Source organism: Canibacter zhoujuaniae, assembly GCF_011752015.1.
GTDB lineage: Bacteria > Actinomycetota > Actinomycetes > Actinomycetales > Microbacteriaceae > Canibacter > Canibacter zhoujuaniae.
The window spans coordinates 1-25,685 of the sequence record NZ_JAAIKA010000003.1 but is presented as its reverse complement, the minus strand read 5'-3'; the positions used below and the strand labels follow the sequence as shown (position 1 = coordinate 25,685).

General features: G+C 56.8%; 21 protein-coding genes and 4 tRNA genes. 19 read left to right on the top strand and 6 right to left on the bottom strand.

Annotated features, from left to right (window positions below):
* Positions 1-35: 35 nt before the first annotated feature.
* From HCQ99_RS06465 to HCQ99_RS06425, 9 genes are all read left to right on the top strand, one after another.
* The gene (locus tag HCQ99_RS06465) at positions 36-668 is read left to right on the top strand and encodes a YigZ family protein (RefSeq protein ID WP_208317183.1); all 633 of its coding nucleotides are present in this window, start codon (positions 36-38) and stop codon (positions 666-668) included.
* A gap of 41 nt (positions 669-709) precedes the next feature.
* Positions 710-1,870: a DNA polymerase III subunit delta' gene (locus HCQ99_RS06460; protein WP_166987744.1), complete on the top strand. Its 1,161-nt coding sequence runs from the start codon at positions 710-712 to the stop codon at positions 1,868-1,870.
* A 38-nt stretch (positions 1,871-1,908) separates the two neighbouring features.
* Positions 1,909-3,405 carry an alpha/beta hydrolase gene (locus HCQ99_RS06455; RefSeq protein WP_166987740.1) on the top strand — a complete coding sequence of 499 codons (1,497 nt, stop codon included), beginning with the start codon at positions 1,909-1,911 and terminating at the stop codon, positions 3,403-3,405.
* Between the two features lie 64 nt (positions 3,406-3,469).
* Positions 3,470-3,542: transfer RNA gene (locus tag HCQ99_RS06450), tRNA-Thr, on the top strand.
* Between the two features lie 195 nt (positions 3,543-3,737).
* Positions 3,738-4,148: an SRPBCC family protein gene (locus HCQ99_RS06445; protein ID WP_166987737.1), complete on the top strand. Its 411-nt coding sequence runs from the start codon at positions 3,738-3,740 to the stop codon at positions 4,146-4,148.
* Positions 4,145-4,636 (top strand): MarR family winged helix-turn-helix transcriptional regulator, encoded by a 492-nt coding sequence (locus tag HCQ99_RS06440; protein WP_166987734.1) that lies wholly within the window; start codon positions 4,145-4,147, stop codon positions 4,634-4,636. The genes HCQ99_RS06445 and HCQ99_RS06440 overlap by 4 nt, the downstream gene beginning before the upstream one ends.
* Positions 4,637-4,917: 281 nt before the next feature.
* Positions 4,918-5,568, top strand: a complete 651-nt coding sequence (locus HCQ99_RS06435; RefSeq protein WP_166987731.1) for an N-6 DNA methylase — start codon at positions 4,918-4,920, stop codon at positions 5,566-5,568.
* Positions 5,565-7,196 carry an Eco57I restriction-modification methylase domain-containing protein gene (locus tag HCQ99_RS06430; RefSeq protein ID WP_166987728.1) on the top strand — a complete coding sequence of 544 codons (1,632 nt, stop codon included), beginning with the start codon at positions 5,565-5,567 and terminating at the stop codon, positions 7,194-7,196. Before HCQ99_RS06435 ends, HCQ99_RS06430 begins: the two co-directional genes overlap by 4 nt.
* Complete coding sequence (locus HCQ99_RS06425) at positions 7,196-9,775, top strand: DEAD/DEAH box helicase family protein (protein WP_166987725.1); 2,580 nt, start codon at positions 7,196-7,198, stop codon at positions 9,773-9,775. The genes HCQ99_RS06430 and HCQ99_RS06425 overlap by 1 nt, the downstream gene beginning before the upstream one ends.
* Before the next feature lie 118 nt (positions 9,776-9,893).
* Here the strand turns inward: HCQ99_RS06425 and HCQ99_RS06420 are convergent, their stop codons facing one another.
* Positions 9,894-11,525: a helicase HerA-like domain-containing protein gene (locus tag HCQ99_RS06420; RefSeq protein WP_243854813.1), complete on the bottom strand. Its 1,632-nt coding sequence runs from the start codon at positions 11,523-11,525 to the stop codon at positions 9,894-9,896.
* A gap of 52 nt (positions 11,526-11,577) precedes the next feature.
* Between HCQ99_RS06420 and HCQ99_RS06415 the strand changes: the two genes are divergently transcribed.
* The 7 genes from HCQ99_RS06415 to HCQ99_RS06385 all read left to right on the top strand — a co-directional run bounded on the left by HCQ99_RS06415 (position 11,578) and on the right by HCQ99_RS06385 (position 19,030).
* Positions 11,578-12,426 carry an exodeoxyribonuclease III gene (locus HCQ99_RS06415; RefSeq protein WP_166987719.1) on the top strand — a complete coding sequence of 283 codons (849 nt, stop codon included), beginning with the start codon at positions 11,578-11,580 and terminating at the stop codon, positions 12,424-12,426.
* A 46-nt stretch (positions 12,427-12,472) separates the two neighbouring features.
* Positions 12,473-13,468 carry a tryptophan--tRNA ligase gene (gene trpS, locus HCQ99_RS06410; protein WP_166987716.1) on the top strand — a complete coding sequence of 332 codons (996 nt, stop codon included), beginning with the start codon at positions 12,473-12,475 and terminating at the stop codon, positions 13,466-13,468.
* 97 nt (positions 13,469-13,565) lie between these two features.
* A complete protein-coding gene (gene ribD / locus HCQ99_RS06405) occupies positions 13,566-14,678 on the top strand; it encodes a bifunctional diaminohydroxyphosphoribosylaminopyrimidine deaminase/5-amino-6-(5-phosphoribosylamino)uracil reductase RibD (protein WP_243854812.1) in 1,113 nt (370 codons plus the stop codon).
* Positions 14,659-15,339: a riboflavin synthase gene (locus HCQ99_RS06400; protein WP_166987714.1), complete on the top strand. Its 681-nt coding sequence runs from the start codon at positions 14,659-14,661 to the stop codon at positions 15,337-15,339. Before ribD ends, HCQ99_RS06400 begins: the two co-directional genes overlap by 20 nt.
* Positions 15,340-15,341: 2 nt before the next feature.
* Positions 15,342-16,601 (top strand): 3,4-dihydroxy-2-butanone-4-phosphate synthase, encoded by a 1,260-nt coding sequence (gene ribB, locus HCQ99_RS06395; protein WP_166987711.1) that lies wholly within the window; start codon positions 15,342-15,344, stop codon positions 16,599-16,601.
* A complete protein-coding gene (gene ribH, locus HCQ99_RS06390) occupies positions 16,601-17,083 on the top strand; it encodes a 6,7-dimethyl-8-ribityllumazine synthase (RefSeq protein ID WP_166987708.1) in 483 nt (160 codons plus the stop codon). The genes ribB and ribH overlap by 1 nt, the downstream gene beginning before the upstream one ends.
* Before the next feature lie 66 nt (positions 17,084-17,149).
* A complete protein-coding gene (locus tag HCQ99_RS06385) occupies positions 17,150-19,030 on the top strand; it encodes an ABC transporter ATP-binding protein (protein ID WP_166987705.1) in 1,881 nt (626 codons plus the stop codon).
* Positions 19,031-19,129: 99 nt separating this feature from the next.
* Here the strand turns inward: HCQ99_RS06385 and HCQ99_RS06380 are convergent, their stop codons facing one another.
* A complete protein-coding gene (locus HCQ99_RS06380; protein ID WP_166987702.1) occupies positions 19,130-21,670 on the bottom strand; it encodes a hypothetical protein in 2,541 nt (846 codons plus the stop codon).
* Between the two features lie 247 nt (positions 21,671-21,917).
* Between HCQ99_RS06380 and HCQ99_RS06375 the strand changes: the two genes are divergently transcribed.
* Positions 21,918-23,300, top strand: a complete 1,383-nt coding sequence (locus HCQ99_RS06375) for an APC family permease (RefSeq protein WP_279586821.1) — start codon at positions 21,918-21,920, stop codon at positions 23,298-23,300.
* Between the two features lie 124 nt (positions 23,301-23,424).
* Here HCQ99_RS06375 and HCQ99_RS06370 read toward each other — a convergent pair.
* Both HCQ99_RS06370 and HCQ99_RS06365 read right to left on the bottom strand, forming a co-directional pair.
* A tRNA-Ser gene (locus HCQ99_RS06370) sits at positions 23,425-23,509 on the bottom strand.
* A gap of 42 nt (positions 23,510-23,551) precedes the next feature.
* Positions 23,552-23,986: a hypothetical protein gene (locus tag HCQ99_RS06365; protein ID WP_166987699.1), complete on the bottom strand. Its 435-nt coding sequence runs from the start codon at positions 23,984-23,986 to the stop codon at positions 23,552-23,554.
* A 110-nt stretch (positions 23,987-24,096) separates the two neighbouring features.
* On the opposite strand from HCQ99_RS06365, the gene HCQ99_RS06360 reads away from it, so the two are divergent.
* Both HCQ99_RS06360 and HCQ99_RS06355 read left to right on the top strand, forming a co-directional pair.
* Positions 24,097-24,168: transfer RNA gene (locus tag HCQ99_RS06360), tRNA-Thr, on the top strand.
* A gap of 41 nt (positions 24,169-24,209) precedes the next feature.
* Positions 24,210-24,283 (top strand) — tRNA-Met (locus HCQ99_RS06355).
* 8 nt (positions 24,284-24,291) lie between these two features.
* Here the strand turns inward: HCQ99_RS06355 and HCQ99_RS06350 are convergent.
* Positions 24,292-25,170 (bottom strand): exodeoxyribonuclease III, encoded by an 879-nt coding sequence (locus HCQ99_RS06350; RefSeq protein ID WP_166987696.1) that lies wholly within the window; start codon positions 25,168-25,170, stop codon positions 24,292-24,294.
* A 185-nt stretch (positions 25,171-25,355) separates the two neighbouring features.
* Positions 25,356-25,685, bottom strand: a 330-nt coding sequence (locus HCQ99_RS06345) for an LPXTG cell wall anchor domain-containing protein (RefSeq protein WP_166987693.1), incomplete at its 5' end; no start/stop codon positions are given.

Genomic DNA, 25,685 nt, shown 5'->3' with positions numbered 1-25,685 from the left:
GCGGGTGCAGCTTAAGCAGCTGCCACAATGGAATTATGTCTGCCTACAAGACGATCGCTGAGACCGTGGATACTGAGCTGGAAATTCAACGCTCCCGATTTTTGACACGGTTAGTGCGGGTTGAGAGCGAAGAGGCGGCGCGCGAGGTGATCGCCAAGGTAAAAGCTGAGCACCCGCGTGCCCGACACCACTGCACAGCGTTTGTGATCGGCCAAGATGCAAGACTCGCCCGCTCGAACGACGATGGTGAACCCTCGGGAACGGCGGGAGCGCCAATGCTGGAGGCGCTGCAGGCGGCGGGTTTGAGTGATGTTGTGGCTGTTGTGACCCGCTATTTTGGTGGTGTGTTATTGGGTGCTGCCGGGCTCACCCGCGCCTATCGTGCCGGAGTTGCCAGCGCCGTAGATAAGGCGCGCACTGTAATTCGGCAAGAGCAGCAGCGGGCTACCGCAACAGTCACATACGAACAGGCAGGCCCGCTCACCGCAGCAGCACGCAGACTGGGGATCGCTGTCGGAGACGCAAACTACAGCGATGTTGTTGCACAAGACTTTTGGCTCACAACAGACACAGATGCGGATCACCGGTTTCTCGAGCTTGTTGCTGCACACACCGCCGGCACCGGTCGAGTGGAGTTTAAAGAGATGCAATTCAGGGATCAAACTTAAGCCCGATATAAATTAAGACAGCACTAAGTTAGGCTTACAGTATGAATTTCTGGAGCGAGATTGTGGGCCAGCAAGACGCTGTTGCGGCGCTCGATCACGCTGCGAGCCCGGAGGGCGCTAACGATCTCGCGCACGCCTGGTTGATTACCGGGCCACCCGGGTCGGGCCGGTTTAATCTTGCGCTGCGTTTTGCTGCCGCACTGGTGGCACGTGACACAAGTGATGCTGCGCGCGCTCGCGAATACAGTGCGGTAGCTGCGGGCACACATCCTGATGTGCTGGTTGTGCGCACACAAACAAATCAGCTCGGCGTTGAGCAAATACGTGAAGCGGTCACCAGCGCCTATTATGCGCCGGCGGTGAGCCCCCGCAGAGTCATTGTGATTGAAGATGCGGATCGGATGAATACGGCTGCCGCAAACGCGGCTTTAAAAGCGCTGGAGGAGCCACCGCAAACCACAGTTTGGATCCTTTGCACACCAGCAGAGGCAGATCTTTTGCCAACAATTCGCTCACGCACCAGGCTGGTGCGCCTGGTGACCCCCGATAGTGAGCAGGTCGCGCAGCTGCTGTGTGAGCGTGACGGAGTAGAGCCGTCGTTAGCGAGCCGGGCAGCGCAGCTCGCGCAGGGGCATATTGGTATGGCCAGGCGCTTGGCGATAGATGCAGAGGCAATGCAGCGGCGCGAGAAAACGGTAGAAATTGCGCTCGGTGTGCGCACTCTGCCAGAAGCGATGGCGGCCGCTGTGCAGCTGAGCGAAATTAGTCTTGCTGATGCAGAGGCGCTGGTAGCCAGGCAGCTGGATGCGGAACGTCGCGAGCTAATGCAGCAGATGGGTCTGCAGCTCGGAGATCCCGTGCCGGCAGAGATTCGTCGTGATATGAAGGCGATCGATGACACCGAAAAGGGGCGTCTGTCGCGCGGCAAAGTTGATGCGACAGATCGGGTGCTGCTTGACCTGTTGGCGCTCGCACGCGACCTTTTAGTGTTGCAGCTGGGCGCTAAACAGCCACTAATTAATAGTGCGTATCGTGACCGGATCGCAGAATATGCGGTACAGTCGCATCTAAAGGAAACATTGCAGCTTGCTGACACGCTTGAAAAAGCGCGGCAGCGGGTGGTGCGAAATGTGCGTCCTGAATTAGTTTTAGAGGCTGCTTTCGCAGCCATTGTGGCATATCGATATAGCAATAGAAAGTAGGTGTAACTGTGAGCAACCGAGGTTTTGGCTGGCGAAGTTTGGCAGCCGGCTCAGTGATTTTGCTGAGCCTGACGGGGTGCGTCTCAAAGGCGAGCGTTGACGGTTCTGCTGGATCTACAGGCGGTGACATGCCGGCAGATTTCACAGAGCAGGAGGTTAAGTGGGAAGACTGTGGTGAGGGCCTAGAGTGTGCGACTGTGTTAGCGCCACTCGACTGGAGCAACCCAGATATCAACGGGGAGACTGTTGAGCTTGCTCTGATGCGCAAGCCTTCAACAAACCCGAACCCGAAGGGCACACTATTTTTGAATCCGGGCGGCCCCGGCGCATCGGGTATTGAATATCTAGAATATTCAGACGCTGCAGAGACCCTGCTTGATGAATTCAATCTTGCTAGCTGGGATCCACGCGGTGTGGGTGATTCAAGCGCGATCGAATGCTACACAGATAAAGAGCTTGACGATGCGCTCTTTAGTGTCGACCCGAACGACGCAGAAGCTGGCACGCAGGAGTGGCTGGATGATGTGTATGCCGAAAACCAGAAAATGGGTGCCGGCTGTGAGCGACACTCTGGCGAGCTCTACAAATATGTGGGCACAGACTCAACCGTGCAGGATCTCGATCTTCTAAGGGAGCTTGTCGGTGACGAGAAGCTGAACTACCTCGGTTTCTCTTACGGCACGTTTATTGGCGCGAAATATGCGGATCGATTCCCGAATAAAGCTGGGCGGCTCGTGCTAGATGGGGCGCTTGACCCAACAGCTGACACAGCTGATGTTGTAGCTGTGCAGACAAAAGGTTTCGAGCTGGCGCTGACCAACTATCTCACCGCCTGTGTCGCGGGTGATTGCTGGTTTGATGGCACTGTCGATGATGGGAAGAAGATCATCGCAGACATGCTGGCTAAGGTAAAGGCAGAGCCACTAACCGGCAGTGATAGGCGTCAGGTGGGTGTTGACACCCTGCTCACAGCGATCGCCACACCGCTATACAGTGAAAACAACTGGCCGCTGTTAGACGACCTTTTCTCTGAGGTGCTCGAGGGTGGCGCAGATACAGCGCTCTATCTCGCAGATTTTTACTACAGCCGCGACAACGAAGATGGCACATACTACGATAACTCGCAGCAGGCGTTCATCGCGATTAACTGCCTCGACTACACGCAGTCAAAGCCTGATCTTGCGGCAATGCGTGCAGACGCTGAACAGCTTGCCGCTGCAGCACCACTCTTTGGCCCCTACCAGGGTTACAGTGATGCAAGCTGCTGGGGTTGGCCAGCTACCGCTGCCGATACGCGCACAGCTGTGACAGGTGCCGGAGCGCCTCCGATTATCGTGATTGGCACCACAGGGGATCCTGCTACACCGTATGAGTGGGCGGTTGCGCTTTCTGAGCAGCTTGAGAGCGGCACCCTGCTCACCTTCAAGGGTGAGGGCCACACTGCTTACGGTGGCAGCAGCAGCTGCATCAATAACGCGGTAGATTCTTACTTTAAGACGGGCGCAGTGCCTGAATCGGGCACCGTTTGTGACTAGCAGAGCGCCTGCGCTAAAGTAAATAATTGTGCCCTAGGGCGCACATGCACCGCTTGCGGTGCTGGCCAACTTAGCTCAGTCGGTAGAGCAGCTCCCTCGTAAAGAGCAGGTCACGGGTTCAATTCCCGTAGTTGGCTCCGATAGAACGTCACTCTGGATACAAAGATTTCCGGCCCGGCCGGGAAGTGTCCGGGGTGGCGTTTGCCGTTTTGGAGCGTTATTTGGGGTGGGGAGACCCGTCTTCGGTTTGTCGTCTTAATGATCCGCCAATAGCCAACCAGACAATGCCCCTCAGCTCCCATCCGTCAGCGTCTTTTGCTAATATATGTGACATGTCATCTATATCTACCTTTGCTGCAGAGCACACCATCGCAGCCCCACTAACGGCCATTCACGCAACATTGTGCGACATCGAAAACACCCCCTCCTGGAACCCGGCCTTCACCTCAGCGAAAGCCACCTCCACCCCTGGGAAATTCTCCATTCAGGCCCTGGGCCTACTACGCGGAACACTCGAGCTCAACCAGCAGGCTAATACAGTTCGCATGACCATCACACTGCCCGGCCTGCGAGAAGAAAGCTCCTGGCACCTCAGCAGCCAAGGCGCACGCACGCGGGTGCGCCACGAGATCTTCCAGCAGGGGCCACTGGTGGCGCTCATCGGCCAGCATGAGGCCAGCTTGGTCCCCGGCAAACGATTGAGCCGACTTGCACAGGTAGTAACGACTGGAAGCCTCGCATGAACCAGGCCTCACAGCTATCAGACCACCCCCAACAGCTGCGCTACCTCATCCTCGCACTGCAACGCCAGGGAAACCGCCAGCTCAACGCCGCTTTTGCCCACTTAGACTTGACTGCCGCGCAAGCCGAGGCCTTAGAAATCATTCACACATACGGCCCGCTGAGCACCAAGGAAGTCGGCGCCTATCTGGTGTGCGAGCCAGGCAGCCCCAGCCGCCTGCTGGCAACGTTGGAAAGCAAGGGGCTCACCGTGCGTGCCACTTCCGACAGTGATAAACGCGCCACCATGCACTCACTGTCTCCCACTGGCAAGAAGGCTGCGCGGGAGGTGCTTTCCATCCAGCAAGATTTTAACCGCCAGCTTTCCCTTGACGTACACCATGTGGAATCCTCCCACCCGAACGACTTCCTGCAGCAGCTGACGGAACTCGTGCAGGAGAGGGACCTGCGACAATCGCTCAGCAATCGCTTTCCAGAGCTGTTTGGTTAGCGGCACCCAACGCCATCGCGCACGGGCGTGAATCTGCCGCGGCAGTTATCGGCGGGCACCGCCGCTGAGGGCTTTCGGTTGTGTTTATCCATCCCGGTCTGCGGTGTATAACCGGGGTGGCGTCTTCGCTGTTCTGGAGCGTACACGGCTCTGCCTGGCTCTTGTGTGAGTGTCGAGAGCCGATAATGTGAAGACAGCGTGGCTTTTCGTGGTCGTTTCGAGTGTTGAGCTGAGACAGTCAAGGCGGCGGTATGCCACACTGGAGCAGGCGAGGAGAAGAAGTGAACGAGCAGGTGCAGCTAGTTAAGTCGAAGCAGCGTGTGGCCGACCATGGTGAGGTATTCACCCCGGAGTGGATGGTCAACGATATGCTCGACCTGGTGAAGGACGAGTCGGAGCGGATCGATGCGCGCGTGCTGGAGCCGGCCTGCGGTGAGGGCGCCTTCCTGCAGGAGATTCTGCGCCGGAAGCTCTCGACTGTGCAAGCCCGCTACGGTAAGAACGATTTTGAACGCCGCCACTATGCACTCCTGGCCCTCATGAGCACCTATGGTATTGAACTGCTCGCCGATAATGCTGAGATCTGCCGCGCTAACCTCCTGGCTATCTTCACGGATTTCATCGGTGAAGATCCTGACGGCACGTGGGTGGCGGCAGCTCGCGCAGTTCTTGCGCTCAATATTGCGCAGGCCGATGCTCTAACCATGACTACCCCAAACGGTGAGCCTCTAACATTTGCCGAGTGGGGCTATCTCGGGGCGGGCAAGTTTCAGCGGAGAGACTTTCAGTATCAGGACCTGACGAAGCGTGCAGCTTTTGGGGAAGACACCCTGTTCGGCGCCATGGACATCGCTGACATCTTCACCCCGGATACCTCGTTCCCTCCAATGACTGTGACAGAGATTGCCGCTAGCGGAATGCAGCAGACATGAGCATCTCAAACCTCCTTCTGAGCAACCACAATCCGGATGTGCTCACCTGCATCGCGAACCTCTCGAACGATGAAGTGTTCACACCTCCAGAAATGGCTGCTGCTATGCTCGACCTCGCCGCTGAGGCATGGGCACGTGACCATGACGGGGAGAGCCTGTGGGCGAACCCGAACGCCCGCGTGTTGGATCCGTTCGTGAAAACCGGGGTATTTCTACGGGAGGCGACCCGCCGTTTCAACGAAGGCCTCATTACCGTTATTCCTGATGCTCAGGAGCGGGTCAACCACATCCTCACCAAGCAGATTTACGGGATTGCTATCACTGAGCTCACTGCCCTCATGTCCCGCCGCAGTGTGTACTGCTCGAAGTACGCTAACAGCGAGCACTCCATCTGCACGGCCTTTGACACTCCAGAGGGTAATATCTGGTTTGAACGCACCGAGCACACCTGGGATGACAAAACCGGTAAACGTGAGAGTCGTGTTGACCCGCTCTCCGGTGCGGAAATCGCTATTCGCACTGGTCGGCGCTGCTCCCACTGTGGGGCTGGCGAGAACGACTACGGACGTGGCGAAGACCTTGAGACCCACGCCTACGCCTTCATCCACACTGACGACATTAAGCAACGCATTAGCGAAATATTTGGAGCAGACATGCACTTTGACCTGGTGATCGGAAACCCGCCGTATCAGCTCTCTGACGGCGGCCATAGCGCATCAGCGAGCCCAATCTACCAGTTGTTCGTGGAATCAGCGAAAGACCTCGACCCCGAACACGTGGTCATGGTGACCCCCTCACGATGGTTCGCTGGAGGTAAAGGTCTCAATGACTACCGAGACGAGATGCTTCACGATCATCGGTTGCGCACCTTAGTTGACTACCCCAAGCTGTACGAGGCATTTCCTGGCGTGAAGATCCGCGGTGGAGTCTCTTACTTCCTGTGGTCACGTACTTATGATGGACCATGCAGCATCCAGACCATGTGGGATGGGAAACCTACAGGCCCAGCGGTGGAACGCTACTTGGACGAATTTGACGTTCTGGTTCGACGAAACGAAGCAGTGCCGATCCTGAAGAAGGTCCTGGCCCGGCGCGAGGAGTCGATAGAAGGCCAGATTTCATCGCGTAAACCATTCGGCTTTGCGACGAACTATCAAGGAGAGAGCAGAATATCGCGACGCAAAGATCCAATCAAACTTTTTGCAAATCAGGAAGTGCGCTTCACTGATCGTGCTGAAGTCCAAGTCAATCCAGAATGGATCGATGACTGGAAGGTCTTAATAACTCGCGTTCAAGGAACTAGCGCTGCTGTCGAAACACAGTTCCTCTCCAAGCCAATAGTGGCGGAGCCAGGAACGGCGTGCACCGAGACCTACATTGTTGCGGGACACTTTGACGTTCGTGAAGAGGCCGAGTCGCTCGCCTCGTATCTTCGCACTCGTTTTGTTCGTTTTCTGGTTTCACTTCGAAAGTCAACTCAGGATGCGCCTCGTGGTGTCTATAGATTCGTTCCCGCCCAGCCCTGGGATCGCGAATGGACGGATGAGGAGTTGTATGCCAAATACGGGCTGACCGAGGAGGAGATCGCGTTCATTGAGTCGATAGTGCGCCCGATGGAGGATGACTGATGCCCAGGCGGGATGAGGAGCTGCTTCCCGCAAAACCCTCAGCACGGCTGCGGATTTATGCGTGGTCACCGAAGCACCCTCCAGCCGGCTATGCGGGGCTAATCAAGATCGGCCAGACGACCAAAGAGGATGTGCGCGAGCGGATCCGCCAGTCCCAGGGGCAGATGCAGCAGGAGTTCACCCTGCACGCCGACATCATTGCTGAGCGTGAGGACGGCAGCATCTTTCGTGACAAGGAGGTCATCCAGCGCCTGAAGGCGAAGGGTTTTGCCAACCCGCACTTTGGGTCAGCGACGGAGTGGGTGCGCTGCAAACCCGCTGATGTGCTCACTGCTATTGCGGAATTGCGCGCCGGCGTGGAGTACACGGGTGAGCGATACCAGACCTTCGCGATGCGCCCCGAGCAAGCCCGCGCTGTTGAGCAAACCATCGTCTATTACAACTCTATCTGGGAGGAGGATCCGGGCGCGGTGCCGCGCTTCTTGTGGAACGCGAAGATGCGCTTCGGCAAGACCTTCACCACCTACCAGCTCGCCAAGCGTATGGGTGCCAAGCGTGTGCTGGTCGTGACCTTTAAACCTGCCGTGCAAGAGGCCTGGCGTGAAGACCTCGCTAGCCATGTGGATTTTGAGGGCTGGCAGTATCTGAGCGCGAAAACCCTCGATGAGGGTATCGAAGTTAGGGCAGATCAGCCTTTGGTCTACTTCGGATCCTTCCAGGACCTCCTCGGGCGCGACAAGAAGACCGGCCTGATCAAGCCGAAAAACGAGTGGATTCACACCGTCAACTGGGATCTGGTGGTCTTCGATGAATACCACTTCGGTGGCTGGCGGGACAACGCCAAAGCTCTCTTCGAAGGTGAGGACGAAAAAGAGGCCGCCAAGGAGCTCAAAGCTGAGTACCACGAGGGGCTGGCCGCCTTCGATGAAGAGCTCGACGAGCTTGGCAGCGATGAGAATGACTTTCTTCCCATCACGACCCGCTCCTACCTCTACCTCTCGGGCACACCCTTCAAGGCTCTGGCCACGGGCGAGTTCATTGAAGAGCAGATCTTCAACTGGACCTACACCGACGAGCAGCTTGCTAAGCGTCAGTGGGCTGCAGAGCATCCCGGAGAATGGAACCCGTATGCTGCGCTGCCGGAGATGCGGCTCTTGACCTACCGGATGCCCGATGACCTAGTGGCTATCGCGCATCAGGGTGAGTTCGACGAGTTCGATCTCAACACCTTCTTCGAAGCCACAGGCAGCGGTGACAAAGCTAGGTTTGTTCACGAGTCGGATGTGCAGAAATGGTTGGAGCTGATTCGTGGCGAGCACGCACCCACACAGATGGATATGCTCAAAGCCGGTGGCCGCCCGCCCTTCCCCTACGCGGATGCCCGGCTGCTTCCCTACCTCCAGCATTCGTTCTGGTATCTGCCGAACGTTGCTGCCTGCCAGGCTATGGCGAACCTGCTCGCCGCCCGACACAATACCTTCTGGCACCAATACCAGGTGATTGTCGCCGCTGGAGCGGGCGCTGGGGTTGGGGTTGAAGCGCTCCCACCCGTGCGTGAGGCGATCGGGGATGGGCACGACACCAAAACCATCACGCTCTCGTGCGGCAAGCTCACCACCGGGGTGACCGTCAAACAGTGGTCATCGATCCTCATGCTGCGCAACCTCACCAGCCCGGAATCCTACTTCCAGGCCGCTTTCCGGGTGCAGTCCCCGTGGGCGATCAAGAACCCCGATGGGGATGACCCACGCCGGGAGGAGATCCTCAAACCCGTGGGGTTTGTTTTTGACTTCGCGCCAACCCGCGCTCTGCACCAGATTGCCGACTACGGCACGGGGCTGCATCCGGAGGCGAAGAGCCCCGAGCACGCTGTCGCCGAGCTCGTCAACTACCTACCGGTACTGGCCTATGACGGTGCGTCGATGCAGGAGATAGACGCGGGCGAGGTGCTCGACATCGCCATGTCTGGCACCTCAGCCACCCTGCTGGCAAAGAAGTGGGAGTCTGCGATCCTCGTTAACGTCGACAATATGACGCTCAAGAAGATTATGAACGACGAGCGAGCTATGGAAGCGATCCTCAATATCGAAGGCTTCCGCGCGCTGGGTGCTAACATCTTCGAGACCGTGGTGAACAAGAGCGAACACGTGTCGAAGACGAAGAAGGAAAAAGGCGACTCGCTGACCGCGAAAGAGAAGAAGGAGCTCTCAGCCGAGGAGAAGGAGTATAGGTCAAAGCGCAAGCAGATCCAGGAAAAGCTCATCAAGTTCGCCACCCGGATCCCCGCGTTCATGTATCTGACCGACTTTAGGGAGAATACGCTCTACGACGTCATCACCAAGATCGAGCCTGAACTTTTCAAGCGGGTCACCGGTCTATCTGTGGAGGATTTCAACCTCCTGGTGAACCTGGGGGTCTTCAACTCTATCCATATGAACCAGGCGGTCTTTGCGTTCCGCCGCTACGAGGACGCCTCACTGTCTTACGTCGGTTACGCCTCCCATGCGGAGCAAAATCGCCGGGAAGACCTCCATAAAGTTGGCCTCTACGACACCGTCATCACCCTCGAAACGCCTTAGACTGCCCTGACTGTCTCAGCCCGGCGCTCGAAATGGGCGTGCAGAAACCCGCTGTCTTCACATTATCGGCTCTCGACACTCTCAGAAGAGCAAGACGGGCCCGTGTTCTTTTAAGGCGCTAGCGGCGTTTCAGCAGTGCGTTAAAAACTCCGCGCACCACCTCGCGCACCACTGTTTGCCCGGTGCGGCTGCCCAACACCTGCTCGAGTGTGCTTTTCTGGCTTCGTGCGGTGGTTCGGGTTGTTGTGCGGCTAGGGCGTGGCAGCGACTCTGGCGGGCCGTAGCTGCGTGCCTGATCCTCAACTGGAACTTCTGCGCTGTTAGTGCCGTTCGCGCTCTGATTCATGCGATTTGCAAGAATTTCGTAAGCGCTTTCCGGGTCAACCGGGGTGCCATATTTTGCGAGCAGCGGTGAAGCTGCAACAGCTGCCGCAATTGTTTCCGGTGCTGTCGGATCCATGCTGCCCTGCGGTGCCCGCATTCTGGTCCATGCGGTGGGTGTCGGCGCGCCACTCTCGCTCAACACCGTAATAATAGCCTCGCCGGTGCCCAGTTGTGTGAGCACATTTTCAAGCTTGTAGCCGCTTTGCGGATAGGTTGCAGAGGCCGCTTTTAACGCCTTCGCATCATCAGGAGTGTGCGCGCGCAACTGATGCTGGATCCGCGACCCGAGCTGGGCGAGCACATCATTTGGAATATCTTTCGGGCTCTGTGTGATGAAGAATACACCCACACCCTTTGAGCGAATCAGTCGCACAGTCTGCACAACCTGGTTCACAAACTCCTTCGATGCGCCGTTAAACAGCAGATGCGCCTCATCGAAGAAAAACACGAGCTTTGGTTTTTCAAGATCGCCAACCTCAGGCAGGGAGTTAAAGAGATCGGCGAGCAGCCACATCAGGAATGTCGAGAATAAACGCGGCTCATTGGCGACACCCGGCAGCTGCAGCAGCGACACAATGCCCCGGCCGTCGGAAGCAAGCCGCAGAAAATCGTTTGCGTCAATCTCTGGCTCACCGAAGAAAACATCGGCCCCTGAGGCAGCAAAGTTAGACAGCTCACGTAAGATAACACCCGCAGTTTGTTTCGAGACGCCGCCGAGAGAGGCGAGTTCTTCCTTGCCTGCCGGGCTTGTGAGGTGCATGAGCACGGCGCGGAGGTCTTTCAGATCGACAAGCGGCAGACCGTTGGCGTCGGCGTATTGAAAAACTAGTGACAGGCTCGATTCTTGCGTGTTGTTGAGCCCTAAAATCTTTGCAAACATCAGCGGGCCGAAACTGGTGACCGTTGCGCGAATTGGCACACCCTGCCCGCGCCCACCGAGTGAGTAGAACTCAACAGGAGATGCGGCCGGCTGCCAGTTTTGACCGATTCCTGCGGTGCGGGCAAGCAGTTTTTCGCTCGCCGTGCCAGGCGATGCAACACCAGACAGGTCACCCTTCATATCGGCGGCAAAAACCGGCACACCGTTGGCGCTCAACTGTTCAAGCAAAATCTGCAGGCTCTTGGTTTTGCCCGTGCCGGTCGCACCCGCAATAAGCCCGTGCCTGTTCAACTGCGAAATTGGAATGCGGATCTGCACCTCAGGCAGCGCCTCCCCATTCACCAGTGCGCCAAGCTCAAGCGCGAGCCCCTCAGAGCGGTAACCAGCTTGCACCGCAGCAACCTGCGCGGAGTTTAAAGGCCCCAAACCCGTGCCGGCAGGTGGGGTAGCGTGCGGTGTCGCTGAGTCATCTTGTGGGGTAACCATAGTGACAGAATACCGCCCGCGCCCTCTAACACCGCAGACTAAACTAGTAGCCATGCCAACAAACTTCCGTTTAGCGTCTGTCAACGTCAATGGGGTGCGTGCCGCATACCGGAAAGGTATGGCAGAGTGGCTCGCAAACAGCGGCGCAGATGTGGTTGCGCTGCAAGAGGTGCGCGCCACAACCGAACAGTTGACTGAATTAATTGACGACAGCTGGCATATTGAACACGATGCGGCTGCGGCGAAGGGGCGCGCGGGTGTTGCGCTTATCAGCCGGGTTGCGCCCGATGCTGTGCGACGCGGGGTGGGGGGCGCTGCGGCGCACTCTGACGGTCGCTGGCTGGAGGCAGACTATACGATCGACGGTGAGCAGATTACGGTCGTGAGCGTCTACATGCACTCAGGCGAGGTTGGCACAGAACGGCAAGAACAGAAGTGGGCGATGCTTGACGCGATGAGCGCCCGCCTCGCCGAGCTCGCCCAAGAACGCGACCGTGTTGCTGTTGTGGGAGACCTCAACGTTGGCCATCGCGAGCTCGACATTAAGAACTGGAAGGGCAACAGAAAAAAGGCGGGCTTCCTGCTTGAAGAGCGCGCCTATTTCGACGCATTTTTTGCGCCGGCAGGTGAAAAAGCTCAGACGGTGGACGGATCGGAGCGCGCAGGCCTCGGCTATATCGACGTTGGCCGCACATTTGCTGGTGAGGTTGAGGGGCCATACACTTGGTGGTCAAATCGCGGGCAGGCGTTTGACAACGACACCGGATGGCGCATCGACTATCACGTTGTCACCCCGGCGCTGGCATCAGCTGTCACCAACTATCGGGTTGATCGGTATCCGAGCTACGATGCGCGCTGGAGCGATCATGCGCCGGTTGTCGCCGACTACCGGCTGTCATAGGGCAGCCGACCGATCCGCAAGCAAGTTTTCAGACGAAAGTAAAAAGATGAATAAACCAGTGATTTTTTCGGGTATGCAGCCGTCTGCTGATTCGCTGCATCTTGGTAACTATGTGGGTGCGCTAACCCAGTGGGTTGAGCTGCAAGACAGCTTTGACGCGTATTTCTGTGTTGTAAACATGCATGCGATTACCGTTCCGCAGGATCCACAGGAGCTGCGCGAGCGCACCCGTCGCACGGCAGCGCAGTACATTGCTGCCGGCATAGACCCCGCAAAATCGACGCTGTATGTGCAGAGCGACGTGCCAGCGCACGCAGAACTCGCGTGGGCGTTTAACACGATCACCGGTTTTGGTGAGGCCGGGCGCATGACTCAGTTTAAAGATAAGTCGCAGCGTTACGGCTCTGATTCAACCACGGTGGGGCTTTTCACATACCCGATTCTGATGGCGGCCGATATTCTGCTCTATAACGCAGACATTGTGCCCGTTGGTGAAGATCAACGCCAGCATGTTGAGCTGACCCGTGATATCGCGCAGCGTTTTAATCAGCGTTTTGGCGACACTTTTGTTATTCCGGAAGCGCAAATTCAGCAGGGCACAGCAAAGATTTTTGACCTGCAGAATCCGACAGCGAAAATGTCGAAATCAGCTGAGAGTGATGCGGGTTTGATTAACGTGCTTGATGATCCCGCAAAAACTCGAAAAAAGATTATGCGCGCGGTCACCGACACCGACGGAGAGATTCGTTTTGACCGCGAAAACAAGCCGGGAGTTTCAAACCTGCTCACGATTTTTGCGGTGCTGGCTGGGCGCTCAATCGAGAGTATCGAAGCAGAGTATGCTGGCCGCGGCTACGGTGACCTGAAGAAGGGCCTCGCTGAGGTTGTTGAAGCAACCTTCTCGCCGATTCGTGAGCGCACCAACGAACTGTTGAGTGACCGGGCAGAGCTTGACCGTTTGCTCGCAGGCGCAGCAGAGCGCGCTAATGCGGTTGCAAACGCAACTCTGGATCGTGTCTACAAGGCGATGGGCCTGCGCTAAAACCCACCTAAACCGCACACAAATTTGGGTAGTATGCGTGCGGTTACCGGTAAAAGAAGCGCGTTAGCCAATTTAAATAAAGGGAGATACGACTGCGGTGTTGAACGGTCAGCTGCTAGAGGAGGCGATGCAGCGCGCCTGCGTTATCGCGCGTCGCGGCCCCGCTGACACCCCCAACCCGCAGGTCGGATGCGTGTTAGTTGATGCTGCGGGCCGCATCGTTGCCGAGGGTTGGCATTTAGGCTCCGGCACCCCGCACGCTGAAATTGCGGCGCTCGCGGCAGCTCAGACGCGCGGCGTCACAGATTTTAGCGAGCTTACCGCCGTGGTCACACTAGAACCCTGCAACCACACCGGCCGCACAGGCCCCTGCGTTGCAGCATTAAAAGCGGTGCGGATCGGCGCGGTAGCGTTCGGTTCAACCGACCCCGGCGCGCTATCCGGCGGCGGAGCGGGTGCGCTTGCGGCAGCCGGGATACCCGTTAAGGCCGGAGTCGGGAAACTCAGCACAGATGTTTTGCGCAGTGACTGGCTGCGTCGTGTGGGCGGCGGCAGTAAAGCGAGCAATTCAACCGGTGCGGCAGGAGCAGCTGCACTATCTCGCCCGTACACTATTGCCAAGTGGGCGCAGACTGTAGACGGGCGTGCGGCCGCAAGCGACGGCAGCAGTCAGTGGATAACCGGCGCCGCAGCCCGCGCCGATGTGCATTTACGCCGCGCGGCAGCTGACGCGATCGCAGTGGGCACCGGCACCGTGCTCGCAGACGATCCGAGCTTGACAGCGCGCGCTGTTAACGGCGAGCTGCTTGTGCCGGCCAGGGAGCAGCCGCGACCCGTGATCTTTGGCAAACGCGAGATTCCCGCCGCGGCGCGGGTAAACAGTCACCCGGCTGGCGCGCCGATCCGCAAGAATGGCACAGATTTGGTGAAAGACCTCAATGAGCTTAAGGCGCAGGGGATAAACACTCTGTTTGTTGAGGGCGGCCCGACCCTGATTAGTGCGTTACTCGCGCTAAACCTTGTTGATGAGTGCCTGGTCTATATTGCGCCCGCGCTGCTCGGCGGCAAGCGCCACGCAATCGGTGATATTGGTGTGGAATCAATTGCGGAAATTAAACGTTTTAGTGCGGTGGAGACGCGCCAGCTCGGCGACGACCTGCTGGTGCGCTTGGTTATGAAGGAGGCACTTGGTGTTTACGGGGCTGATTGAAGCTACCGGTGAGATTGTGGCGATTGAAGCAGCTGGTGACGGTGTTCGCCTGACGGTGCGTGGTGCGGAAGTGCTCACCGATGTGCAGCACGGTGACTCTATTGCTGTTTCGGGTGTCTGCCTCACCGCGGTGGAGTTTAATAAAGAGCAGTTCACTGCCGATGTGATGGAGCAGACCCTGCGTCTTTCAACACTCGGGCGTGCGCAGATTGGTAGGCGCGTGAATTTAGAGCGTGCTGCGAAGGTGGGCGCCCGCTTGGGTGGTCACATTGTGCAGGGGCATATTGACGGCACAGCCGAAGTGCTTAAGGTGCGCCCGGGCGATAAGTGGCGGGTGCTGCGTTTTTCACTGGCAGCAGAGCACGCGCCGCTCGTTGTTGATAAAGGCTCAATCACTGTTGACGGGGTTTCGCTCACTGTTTCTAAGGTGTCTGATGCTGCGACGGCGGCCGACCAGCAGTGGTTTGAGGTGTCGCTAATTCCGGAAACACTCAGCGCAACCACCCTCGGAGAGCGTAAAGTGGGAGACGTTGTAAATATCGAAACAGATATTCTTGCGCGTCATGTTGCGCGTTTGACAGCTTTCGGATCGCGCGTAACAGGCGGTGCTAGGCTGCACGACGCCGCGCAAACTACTGAAATCCAGGATGGAGCAGAATAACCATGCCAATCGCTGAGATCCCTGAGGTGCTTGAGGCGTTGCGAGCCGGCAAACCGGTCATCGTTGCAGATGATGAGGATCGAGAAAATGAGGGCGACGTTATTCTCTCGGCAGAGCTAGCCACGCAAGAATGGGTGGCTTGGACGGTGAAGCATTCGTCCGGTTTATTATGCGCCCCAATGACCAACGAAATAGCTGATCAGCTTGATTTACCGATGATGGTGGAGCGCAATGAAGATGCGCGTTCAACCGCCTACACTGTGACGGTTGACGCAGCAGAGGGCGTGACCACCGGTATTAGCGCAAAAGACCGGATGACGACGCTGCGGGTTTTGGCGAACCCTGAGGCGAAAACAAGCGATGTGAATCGCCCGGGGCACATTCTTCCGTTGCGTGCGGTTGACGGCGGCGTGCGTGAGCGCGCAGGGCACACTGAAGCATCGGTAGAGCTGATGCGGTTGGCTGGCCTTAGGCCGGTAGCAGCAATTGCAGAAATTGTTGCCGATGATGGTGAGATGATGCGTCTGCCAGAGCTTCTAGAGCTTGGTGAGCGTGAGGGTGTGCCGGTCACAACAATTGAACGCTTGATTGCATTCCTTACCGAGAATGATGCTGTGACCGGGGAAAATACTGTTAAAACTCGCACACGACGGGTTAGTTTAAAGGCCGATACACTCGTGCCAACAAAATACGGTGACCTCAGAATGCTTGCATTCCGTGATCGGCATTTAGGGGTCGATCACATCGCTGTAGTAGGGCTAGATGCCGACGGCAACCGCCCGGGTTTGGGTGCCACAGTGCGCGTGCACTCGGAGTGTTTGACCGGCGAAGCATTAGGGTCTTTGAAGTGCGAGTGCGGCCCGCAGCTTGACGCGGCTCTGCAGCACATCGCGGCAGAGGGCGGTGTTGTGCTCTACATGCGCGGGCAGGAGGGGCGCGGTATTGGGCTCGCTAACAAGATGCGCGCATACGCGCTGCAGGAAGAGGGCTTTGACACAGTAGACGCCAATCTACAGCTCGGCCTGCCGGCAGATAACCGCGATTACGCGCCAGCCGCACACATTCTGCACGAGCTCGGCGTCAACAACGTGCGACTGCTCACCAACAACACAGACAAGATAGCGCAGCTTGCAGCGCACGGAATTACCGTCACTGAACGGGTGCCGTTGATTGTGGCTGTGGGCGACGAGAACCGAGACTATATGGCTGTTAAACGTGACCGGATGCAGCACACTCTGCCTCAAGATTTAGGAGGAAACTAATGAGCGGCCAGGGCGCACCAGATTTACGAGTAGACGCTACCGGAATGCGTGTTGCGATTGTTGCCGGCAGCTGGCATCAGGAAGCGACAGAGGCGATGATTGCCGACGCACTTGCCACGGTTGAGAGTGCCGGCGCTAGCGCTGATGTTTATCGTGTTGCCGGCTCTTTTGAGCTGCCGCTTGGCGCACAGGCGGCCGCCACCGCAGCTGTCGGCTATGATGCGGTGGTCTGCCTCGGCGTCATTATCCGCGGTGGCACGCCCCACTTTGACTACGTCTGTAACGCAGTCACCGACGGGCTGACAAGGGTGCAGTTGGATACCGGTAAGCCCATCGGGTTCGGTGTGCTGACAACCGACAACGAAGAACAGGCCTTTCAGCGGTCGGGCTTGCCCGGAGCAGCTGAGGCTAAGGGGCGTGAGGCAGCCGAAGCTGCGCTGCACCTTGCCGTAACCCAGCGCCAGATTGCGGCGGCTGGTTAAACTGCTGCTATAGCGCCGTGTGGCATTCGATGTGGAAAAAGTCTGAATTAGAGCGAGGAACAAACCGTGTTAGCGAAGCAAAAGACTGAAAAAGATCCGCATCGAGCCTCGGTGAAAGAGCTGCTGCCGTATGTTTTACAGCAGCGTAAACTGCTCACCATAGCGTTAGTGCTTGGCGCGTTGGCTGCTCTGCTGGCACTGGCGCAGCCGGTTTTGGTCGGCAAGATTATTGAGCGCGTCCAAATGAGTGAACCGCTGGGTGTTTTGGTCGCTCTGCTGGTGTCTTGTGTGGTTGTCGGATCAATATTTTCTGGGCTTGAACACTACACCCTGCAGCGTATGGGTGAGGGTGTTGTCTTGAATTCACGCCGCAACCTCATCAGGAAATTGGTTTTTCTGCCGATTCCAGAGTTTGATCGGCGTCGTTCGGGTGATCTTGTCAGTCGGATCGGTAGCGACACAACTGCGCTGCGCGCCGTGCTCACACAGGGGCTTGTTGAGGCGATAGCTGGCAGCCTGGTTTTAGTTGGTGCTGTTATTGGAATGCTGGTTACTGACGCCGTGCTGTTCTTTGCGACCGCGGCGGTGCTAGCGGCAGCACTGCTTGTTGTTGTGGTGATTTCGGCGCGGATGCGACCGCTGATGACCGAGACACAGCAGCAGGTTGGTGACCTTGCGGCGGGGGTAGACCGTGCAATCTCATCTATTCGCACTATTCGGGCAAACGGTGCCAGCGAGCGTGAGGCAACCCTGCTTGAAACACAGGCAGAAAAAGCATTCGGTTTGGGCCTGCGAGTGGCCCGTCTGTCTGCGCTGATCGTACCGCTGTCGTTTATCGCACTGCAGCTGGTTTTCCTCGTTGTTATCGGGTTCGGCGGGTGGCGTGTAGCGCACGGTGACACCACAATTTCTGAGCTTGTGATGTTCCTGATTTTTGTTTTCCTGCTTGCATCGCCACTCGGGCAGATTTTTGGCGCGGTGGCCTCAGTTAATGGGGCGCTTGGTGCGCTGGGGCGGATTCAGGAGGTCACACGACTCGACACGGAAACCGCAACAGATGCGCAGCTTGCGCCCGCGGGTGAGTTAATCCCGCTGTCAGAGGAGGATCCCGCCGCCGCGCATATCGAATTTTCTGATGTGCATTTCACCTACCGTTCTGCCGCACCCGACAGAGTTGAGGCGCGCAGCCTGGTTGGGGGTCGGCGCGAACGCAACCAGTATCGCCCGCCGAAGATTGTGGAAACCCCGGTGTTGCACGGTGTGAGCTTTAGCGTGCCCCGCGGTAAACGAGTTGCTTTGGTTGGCCCCTCGGGTGCGGGTAAGTCAACGATTTTAGGGCTAATTGAACGTTTTAGCGATCCGGATAGCGGCGTTATCAGTTTTGGTGGAATCGACCTGCGCAATCTAGATCGTGCTGAACTGCGCGCACAAATCGGTTATGTTGAGCAGGATGCTCCGGTGCTTGCTGGCACAGTGCGCGATAACCTTCTGTTGAGTGCGCCGAATGCGAGTGATGCGGAGTGTGAAGCGGTGCTTAGGCAGGTTAACCTGGGGGGCCTGCTCGACCGTGCTGCAGCACAGGGCGATCTTGCAACCGGCCTTGATGCTGAAGTTGGCGACCAGGGCATCCTGCTGTCGGGCGGCGAGAAGCAGCGCCTGGCGATTGCCCGAGCTCTGCTGGCAAACACCCCTGTGCTACTGCTTGATGAATCAACCGCGAATCTTGATGGTGTTAACGAAGCTGCGATGCGCGACGCTATTAACGCTGTGGCTGCCGATCGCACTCTAGTGGTGATTGCCCACCGGCTCGCTACTGTTGTTGACAGTGATCTCATTATCGTTCTGGATGAGGGCAGAGTGCTCGGGCAGGGCACTCATAACGAGTTGATAGAGACGGTGCCGCTGTATCGAGAGTTGGCACAGCGCCAGCTTTTGGTGCGCGAGTAGCGCAAAACTTGGTAATCGCATCGGACTATCGTGGGCGTTATCGCCATTATTTGAAATAACACCCACGATTCGTTCCGGATTCACTGCGCCCTGCAGACGCTACCGTGTGCCGCGGCGTTTTTCGCGCTTCCCGATGCTTTGGCGGGTAAGCCCCAGCGCGCCAACTGCGGCAGCAGTTAACAGCACAGCTAAGCCCATCAACGGTGTTGCTGAGGGTGCGCCGGTTGCCGCCAACTTTGGGCTTGATGGAGGTGGCGTTGGCAGCGGTGGTGCGGGGGCAGGTGGTTCAGAAACTGTAGTCGTCTCGTTTGGAATTCCGCACTTACCGCGGTGCACTCTAACCCACTCACCCGTGTCTGGATCTTGGATTTCTACGGTCTCAACCCAATAGAAGGTGCCGTAGCTTTGTGCCGTGACCGCGGGTGACTTAAACTCTCCAACACCAGCAACCGGGATGGCCTCAGTGGCAGCAACCGGCTGCGCCTCACACACTGCATTAGGATCCTGCAATTCATCTGCCTGCCACAGCACAGGGTTGCCCTTTTCATCTATGACAGGGTGCCAGTCAGGGCCGTATTTAGGCTCTCCAGCTACCGGCTTTTTGAACAGCTCAAAACTGATGCGCGCGGGGAGATCCGGCAGCGATCCTGAAACGATAGCGGTGTCGTAAATTGCTGCCCTGAAATATCCCTGCGCCTGTGCTTTGGTTGCAACCTCGGGAGTGTTCACTTTGAACGTCTCCTCGGGTATGCCGTAGTCGTCACACCCCTCTTTGACTAACCCGCGCACTGTTTCGGGTTGATCCTCGCGATGCACGCACCAGACGAAGCTAATATACCCCTCACGCAGTGTGAGTGGAACGCGAAATTCAGCGCTCTCGACCGGGTCGTTAGGTGAGTTTACTAACACAGATAGAGGTTGCCCGACAGCGACAGCATCTGCTGGCACGCCACTCTGTCTTTGCGGTTTGCTTGCGCTGTAGTAGGCGATGCCGCTGAGGGTTACGGGCACACGGTTACCCTGCGCATCCTGCAACCAGCCACCGTTTTCAGGGTGCGCCGCAACCGCGTCTACAGTGGTTTCACCAATAGAGCGTGCAGTATCGCGAACCTTAGTTGTGAGTGTGAGCTCGGTGGGCACAGTTTGGCCTTCGGTGCGCTGCCCAAACCCGTCGGTGAAGAAATATTTTTCGGGAATCGCTGGCGCGCCACTAATACCGGCCTGACTGTGCGGCTCTAACACCTCGGGAAGCTGCTTTTCGTGCTCTATATTCCAGACCCAGGTGTAGTAGCCAGCTTCGTTTGCGATCAAATTATGCGTGTCAACAGAGTATGTGCCGGCACCCTGCTTGGGGTCTGAGGTCACCTCTGCATGACCTGCCACCGGGGCGCCGTTTGGCACTGTCATTGAAGGGTTTAGTTTCGGGTCGCTCAAAAACGGGCCGTAGAGTGTGCCGGTGGCGTGAATTGGCGCATATATCGGTGTGCCGTCGGGGGAGTGCATTGTGCGCCACTGGTTCTGACTCTCAGCGGCAGTGAAGAATGTAACCGTATCGCTAAAACTTGCTCCCCTTGCAACAAACTCGCTCTCCACCGCCGACGACAGCCCCGGTGACCAGAGGGTGTCCATTGTGGTGTAAATATCTTGCAGTGGTTTTGTTTCTTCGAGCGTTTCAGTGCGTGGCGGAGTTGGTTCACTGGTGACCACGGCCTGCATGCCGGGAATTTTTGAAACTCGGACAGTGCCCGGATAGACCGTGCGAGTCACTCTATTTGTTTGGGAGCCACTAAATGACATCTGGTAGTAGCGATTCCAGCCGGCCTCTGGCGGAGCTTCGCCCACAAACTCAAAGGTGGCCGAAGCGTTTAAAGGCTCAGAGAAAGTGTGCTCTGCCACAAGTTTGCCGTCAATTTTTAGTTTGCCGTTTACCACTTTAAGTTTGGTGGTGCCAGCCGGTGCGGTGATAGTCCCGGAATAGCCGCTAGCGCTTTTCACACTGAGCTGGCCGGGGGTAAAATCAGCGGTTGCGGCGTTTGAGGCGCGCACCGCATTGTATGCTTCCGCAACCATTTGCTCGTACCGGTTGCTGGTGTAGCCGCTTTTACGGGCGGTATCCAGGATCAAATTAAAGTAATCCCAATACTTACCGGTAACACCCAGCTGGCCGCGTAATTGCCAGACTGCTAGCTGCACATCGGTCGCCTGCTGATTGTCTGCGGTTTGCCCCCATTTTGTGAGAATGTAGTTGAGCGCCTGGAGATGCTCGCCTGTAACCGCAACCGAGCCCATAACTGTGCCCGCAGCCGGGCCGTAATTCGCTACCTCTTGCCATGCGGGAACATTGGTTACGTTAACTGAGGCGGCATCCCCTCTACCAGTATGAATCTTGATTCCAATTTCGAGGCAGTAGTGCACAAGTTTGCTGCTGTCTATGTAGAAGCCGCCGGCGCCGATTCCACTTGGGCTGTAAAACCCGGGCCCGTTTTCAGCAGCTTGCGCGGCCGGCGCTGTGTGTTGCATGCCGAGCGGATCAAGCGCGTTACCGCCGTTAAAAACGGCAGATCCCGCGATTATCGCGCCGCAGACTAGCAGAGCGCCGATCCGCCCCCGACTGTATTTATGTTTGGCCTTAGCCGTCATCCCTATCTCCTTGCTGTTGGGGTGTTTTCCATAACCGTAGGAGAAGAGGGGCGGGCAAAATCAGCGCCTAAAAGAATCTGTGGATAATTTTCGCAGCTCAGATTTATCCACAGAGCGTGCTAGCGATAGTGATCCAAAAATTTATTTTCAGAACAGCACACTATTTGGAAATATGCGTATAAACTTACAAATCGGATTATGTTTTTGATCCTTGTCGACTGGTAAAGAAGCCGGAAAGGAGCGCGAAGTGGCGCAACAAAATGGTTCGCTGAAGCGCAACCTCGGGTTGTGGGCTATTGTTGGCCTCGGCCTGGGTTATATGACCCCAACTGTGGTGTTTGATACGTTCGCTATCGTGTCGGAAGACACACACGGGGCGGTTCCATCTGCGTATGTTATCGCTCTTGTCGTGATGGCTTTCACCGCGATTAGCTACGGCAAAATGGTGAGAGCTATTCCAAGCGCTGGCTCGGCCTACACCTACACCCGTGAGTCGATGCACCCAAATGTTGGTTTCATGGTGGGCTGGGTTGCGCTGCTCGACTACATCATGCTGCCACTTGTGAACGTGCTTATTCTGCGCCAGTACATGGAGCAGCTGGTGCCGGCGGTAAACCCGTGGCTTTGGGTCTTCCTGTTTTCTGGAATCGTCACCGCTTCGGTCTACTTCACAATGAAGGGCACCTCAAACCTTAACTCCCTGCTGCTTGTCGGCGCGCTGATCATCATGGCTTCATTCCTTGTAATGCTGATCGGCCAGGTGCAAAAGGGTGCGGGCACCGGTCAACTCTGGACAGTGCAACCTTTTATCGGTCAAGACTTCGATTTCGTGAAAGTCGTCGCAGCAGCAACCGTTGTGTGCTTCTCGTTCATCGGGTTTGACGCGGTAACCATGTATGCGGAAGAAGCAAAAAATCCAAAAATCATGCCGAAAGCGATCTTGCTGACTGTGCTGCTTGGCGGTCTGATCTTCTTAGTAGCAAGCTACTTTACCCAGCAGCGTTTCCCAGATAACTCGACGTTTGGCGATGTTGAAAACGCACTACCCCAGATGGGTCAGCAGGTTGGCGGCGATGTCTTCATGTGGATCTTTACCGCAGCAGGTTTTGCGGCAACGATGGCATCCGCCCTTGCATCACACGCGTCAGTGGCCCGAATGCTGCTCGTAATGGGTCGCAACGGTGTGCTGCCGCGCAAATTCTTCGGTTATGTCTCACCAAAGACCAACACCCCAATCTACACAGTTCTTTTGGTGGGTGTTGTCACACTGCTAGCGGGATGGCTGGATCTTGAGTTCACTGCACACCTCATCAACTTTGGCGCCCTTATCGCCTTCACCTTCGTGAATTTGTCTGTGATCGCCTACTACGCCGTGCGTCAGGGGCGTCGCAAGACTCGAAAAGACATCATGAAGTACATTGTGATGCCGATTATCGGAACCGGTATGACGCTCATACTGTGGGTAAATCTTGAATCCGTATCGCTCATGCTCGGTAGCATCTGGCTGGCTATCGGGTTGATCTACTTGGTTTTCCTAACTAAGGGCTTTAGAACTCAACCAGCTGGTTTTGATGAAGCGCAGCCGGTCACCGGGTTTACCAAAGCGCAGACAGAGACTGCAGAGAAATAATTTATTAAACGCACAAAACCCCGCCAGTTTCATTTGAGAGTGGCGGGGTTTTGCGTGTCTGTAACGCAAGGGCACTAAACAAGAAAAAGCCCCACCGCAGCAAAGAGATGCAGTGAGGCATCAGCGGAGGATAGGGGATTTGAACCCCTGAGGGCGTTAACCCAACACGCGTTCCAGGCGTGCGCCATAGGCCGCTAGGCGAATCCTCCAGGTGTAGTGCCGCTTGCGACACACAACGTTAAGTTTAGCGATTAATCGACTTCAATGCGCGCCGGCTGAGCGTTGTGCCACGAAATTGCTATGGCCGCGCCAAGGAACACAAACTGTAAAATCGCGAACGGGTTGCAGAGTGCGATCGCCATCTCGAGAGCGAAGGGGCTTGATCCTGGCGGCGCGGTGATCGCGGCGAGGGATCCATCAGCCTGCACATCGGGCACAGTGACGGCGAAGGTTGCAGCGCAAAGCCATGAGAGGGCAGCGGAGACTATCACCCCCCGGGTTGTGCGACGCCCCGCGCGCGCAGTGATTGCCAGACGCCTGCTAAGCCACACAGAAACCAAAAGATAGGGTAGGGCGATACCCAAGGCATACCAGACGGTGTTTGAGCCGAGCAGCCCAAAGAGCACGCGCCCGAACGCGATAAAAGTTGCAAGCAGCAAGCCCATAGCGAGAACAGTTGTTTTCACAGTAACTAGCCTAGCCGGTTGCGCAACACGCGCAGACGAAAAACTTTGCGTCTGATTTGAAACTTTTCGTCGTTATCTGATATCTTAGACGAGTTGTCATAGACGCAAACGCCCCGATAGCTCAGTGGTAGAGCACTTCCATGGTAAGGAAGGGGTCGCCAGTTCAATCCTGGCTCGGGGCTCTGGTCTTTTTATAAAAGCTTTGCGCTTGAAAGGCCAACGCGGCTGAGTAGCTCAGTTGGTGAGAGCGCACGACTCATAATCGTGAGGTCGCGGGTTCGAGTCCCGCCTCAGCTACCGTTTATTTACGCCCACAGCATTGGTGAGTCTTCTTCCTCCCATGCAGCCTCTAGCAGGTCAAGATCAAGATCGCAGACTACCGGCACGTGATCGCTGGGCCCCGCACCCTCCCGCTCTTCAGCTGCGATATAGCCGTTCGTGACGGCATCGGTAAAGCTGTCTGATCCGAGAATAAAGTCGATGCGCATACCGAGATTCCGCTCAAATTTAGCTGCCTGGTAGTCCCAGAAGCTGTAGCCGTGCGGTTGGTGCGGCCGCACAACATCTGTGAGAGTGTCTGTGAACTGTGCAAACTCGGCTCGCTCACGCTCTGAAACGTGGGTTGAAGCGCCGGGAATGAACGCTGGATCGCCCATATCTGCCGCGGTTGGGGCGATATTCCAGTCACCCATTAAAGCAAGCGGTAGGTGCGGATCTGCGGCCAACCACGCGTGCATTTGCTGTCTGAGGGCCTGCAACCATTCGAGTTTGTATTCATAGTGGGGGTTGTCGAGGGAGCGGCCGTTTGGCACGTACAGCGACCAGAGGCGCAGTTCCCCGATGGTTACGCCGAGTGCGCGCGCCTCTTGCGGGAGGCCGTTTGGGTCTGTGCCCTGCACAGTTTCTTGCCCTTTGACTGCTTTACCAAAACCGGGCATGCCGTCGAAAGCTGTGGTTATGTCTGTCATCTTGTGGCGGCTCGCAAAGGCGACGCCGTTCCACTGGTTGAGACCGTGTGCCACAACCTGATAGCCGGCATCCTCAAACGCTGCGACCGGAAACTGATCGGGGCGACATTTGATCTCTTGCATTGCTAGCACGTCGATATCATCGCGCACCAGGTAGTCGACAACCCTGCCAACGCGGGTGCGGATAGAGTTCACGTTCCAAGTTGCAATGCGCATAACTTAGAGGTTAGTCGATTTTGCCCGTTACGGTAGCTGCAACCACTGACTCACTGCCAGCGCGTCGGTACATAAGTAAAGAGCCTGACCCCGGGAAAGTTCCCAGAGCCAGGCTCTTACTTGGTGTGTTGTGTGCAGCCGGCCGATCTTAAAGGCCGACCGGCTGCGCAACAGTCACAGGCGTTTTAGTTCTTGCGGCGACGCAGCAGAAGTGCTGCAGCACCTGCGAGGCTAGCCAGCGCAGCCATGCCGAACAGAGTTGAATTCTCTGCACCGGTGTTTGCCAGCACCTTCTTAGCCTTACCTGATCCGTTATTTACCGGATCAGTCTTGCCGTCACCTGCGTTGCCACCCTGATCTTCGCCACCATCGGTTGGTGCACCGGTGTTGTCTTTAGAGTTCGGGTTGGTCTTTGGATCGTTAGCGTTTGGATCGTCAATAGTTTTACCTGTTGTTGGATCCACGATGGTGTTGATTTCTTCACCATCTTTTACGCCGTCACCATCGGTGTCAGG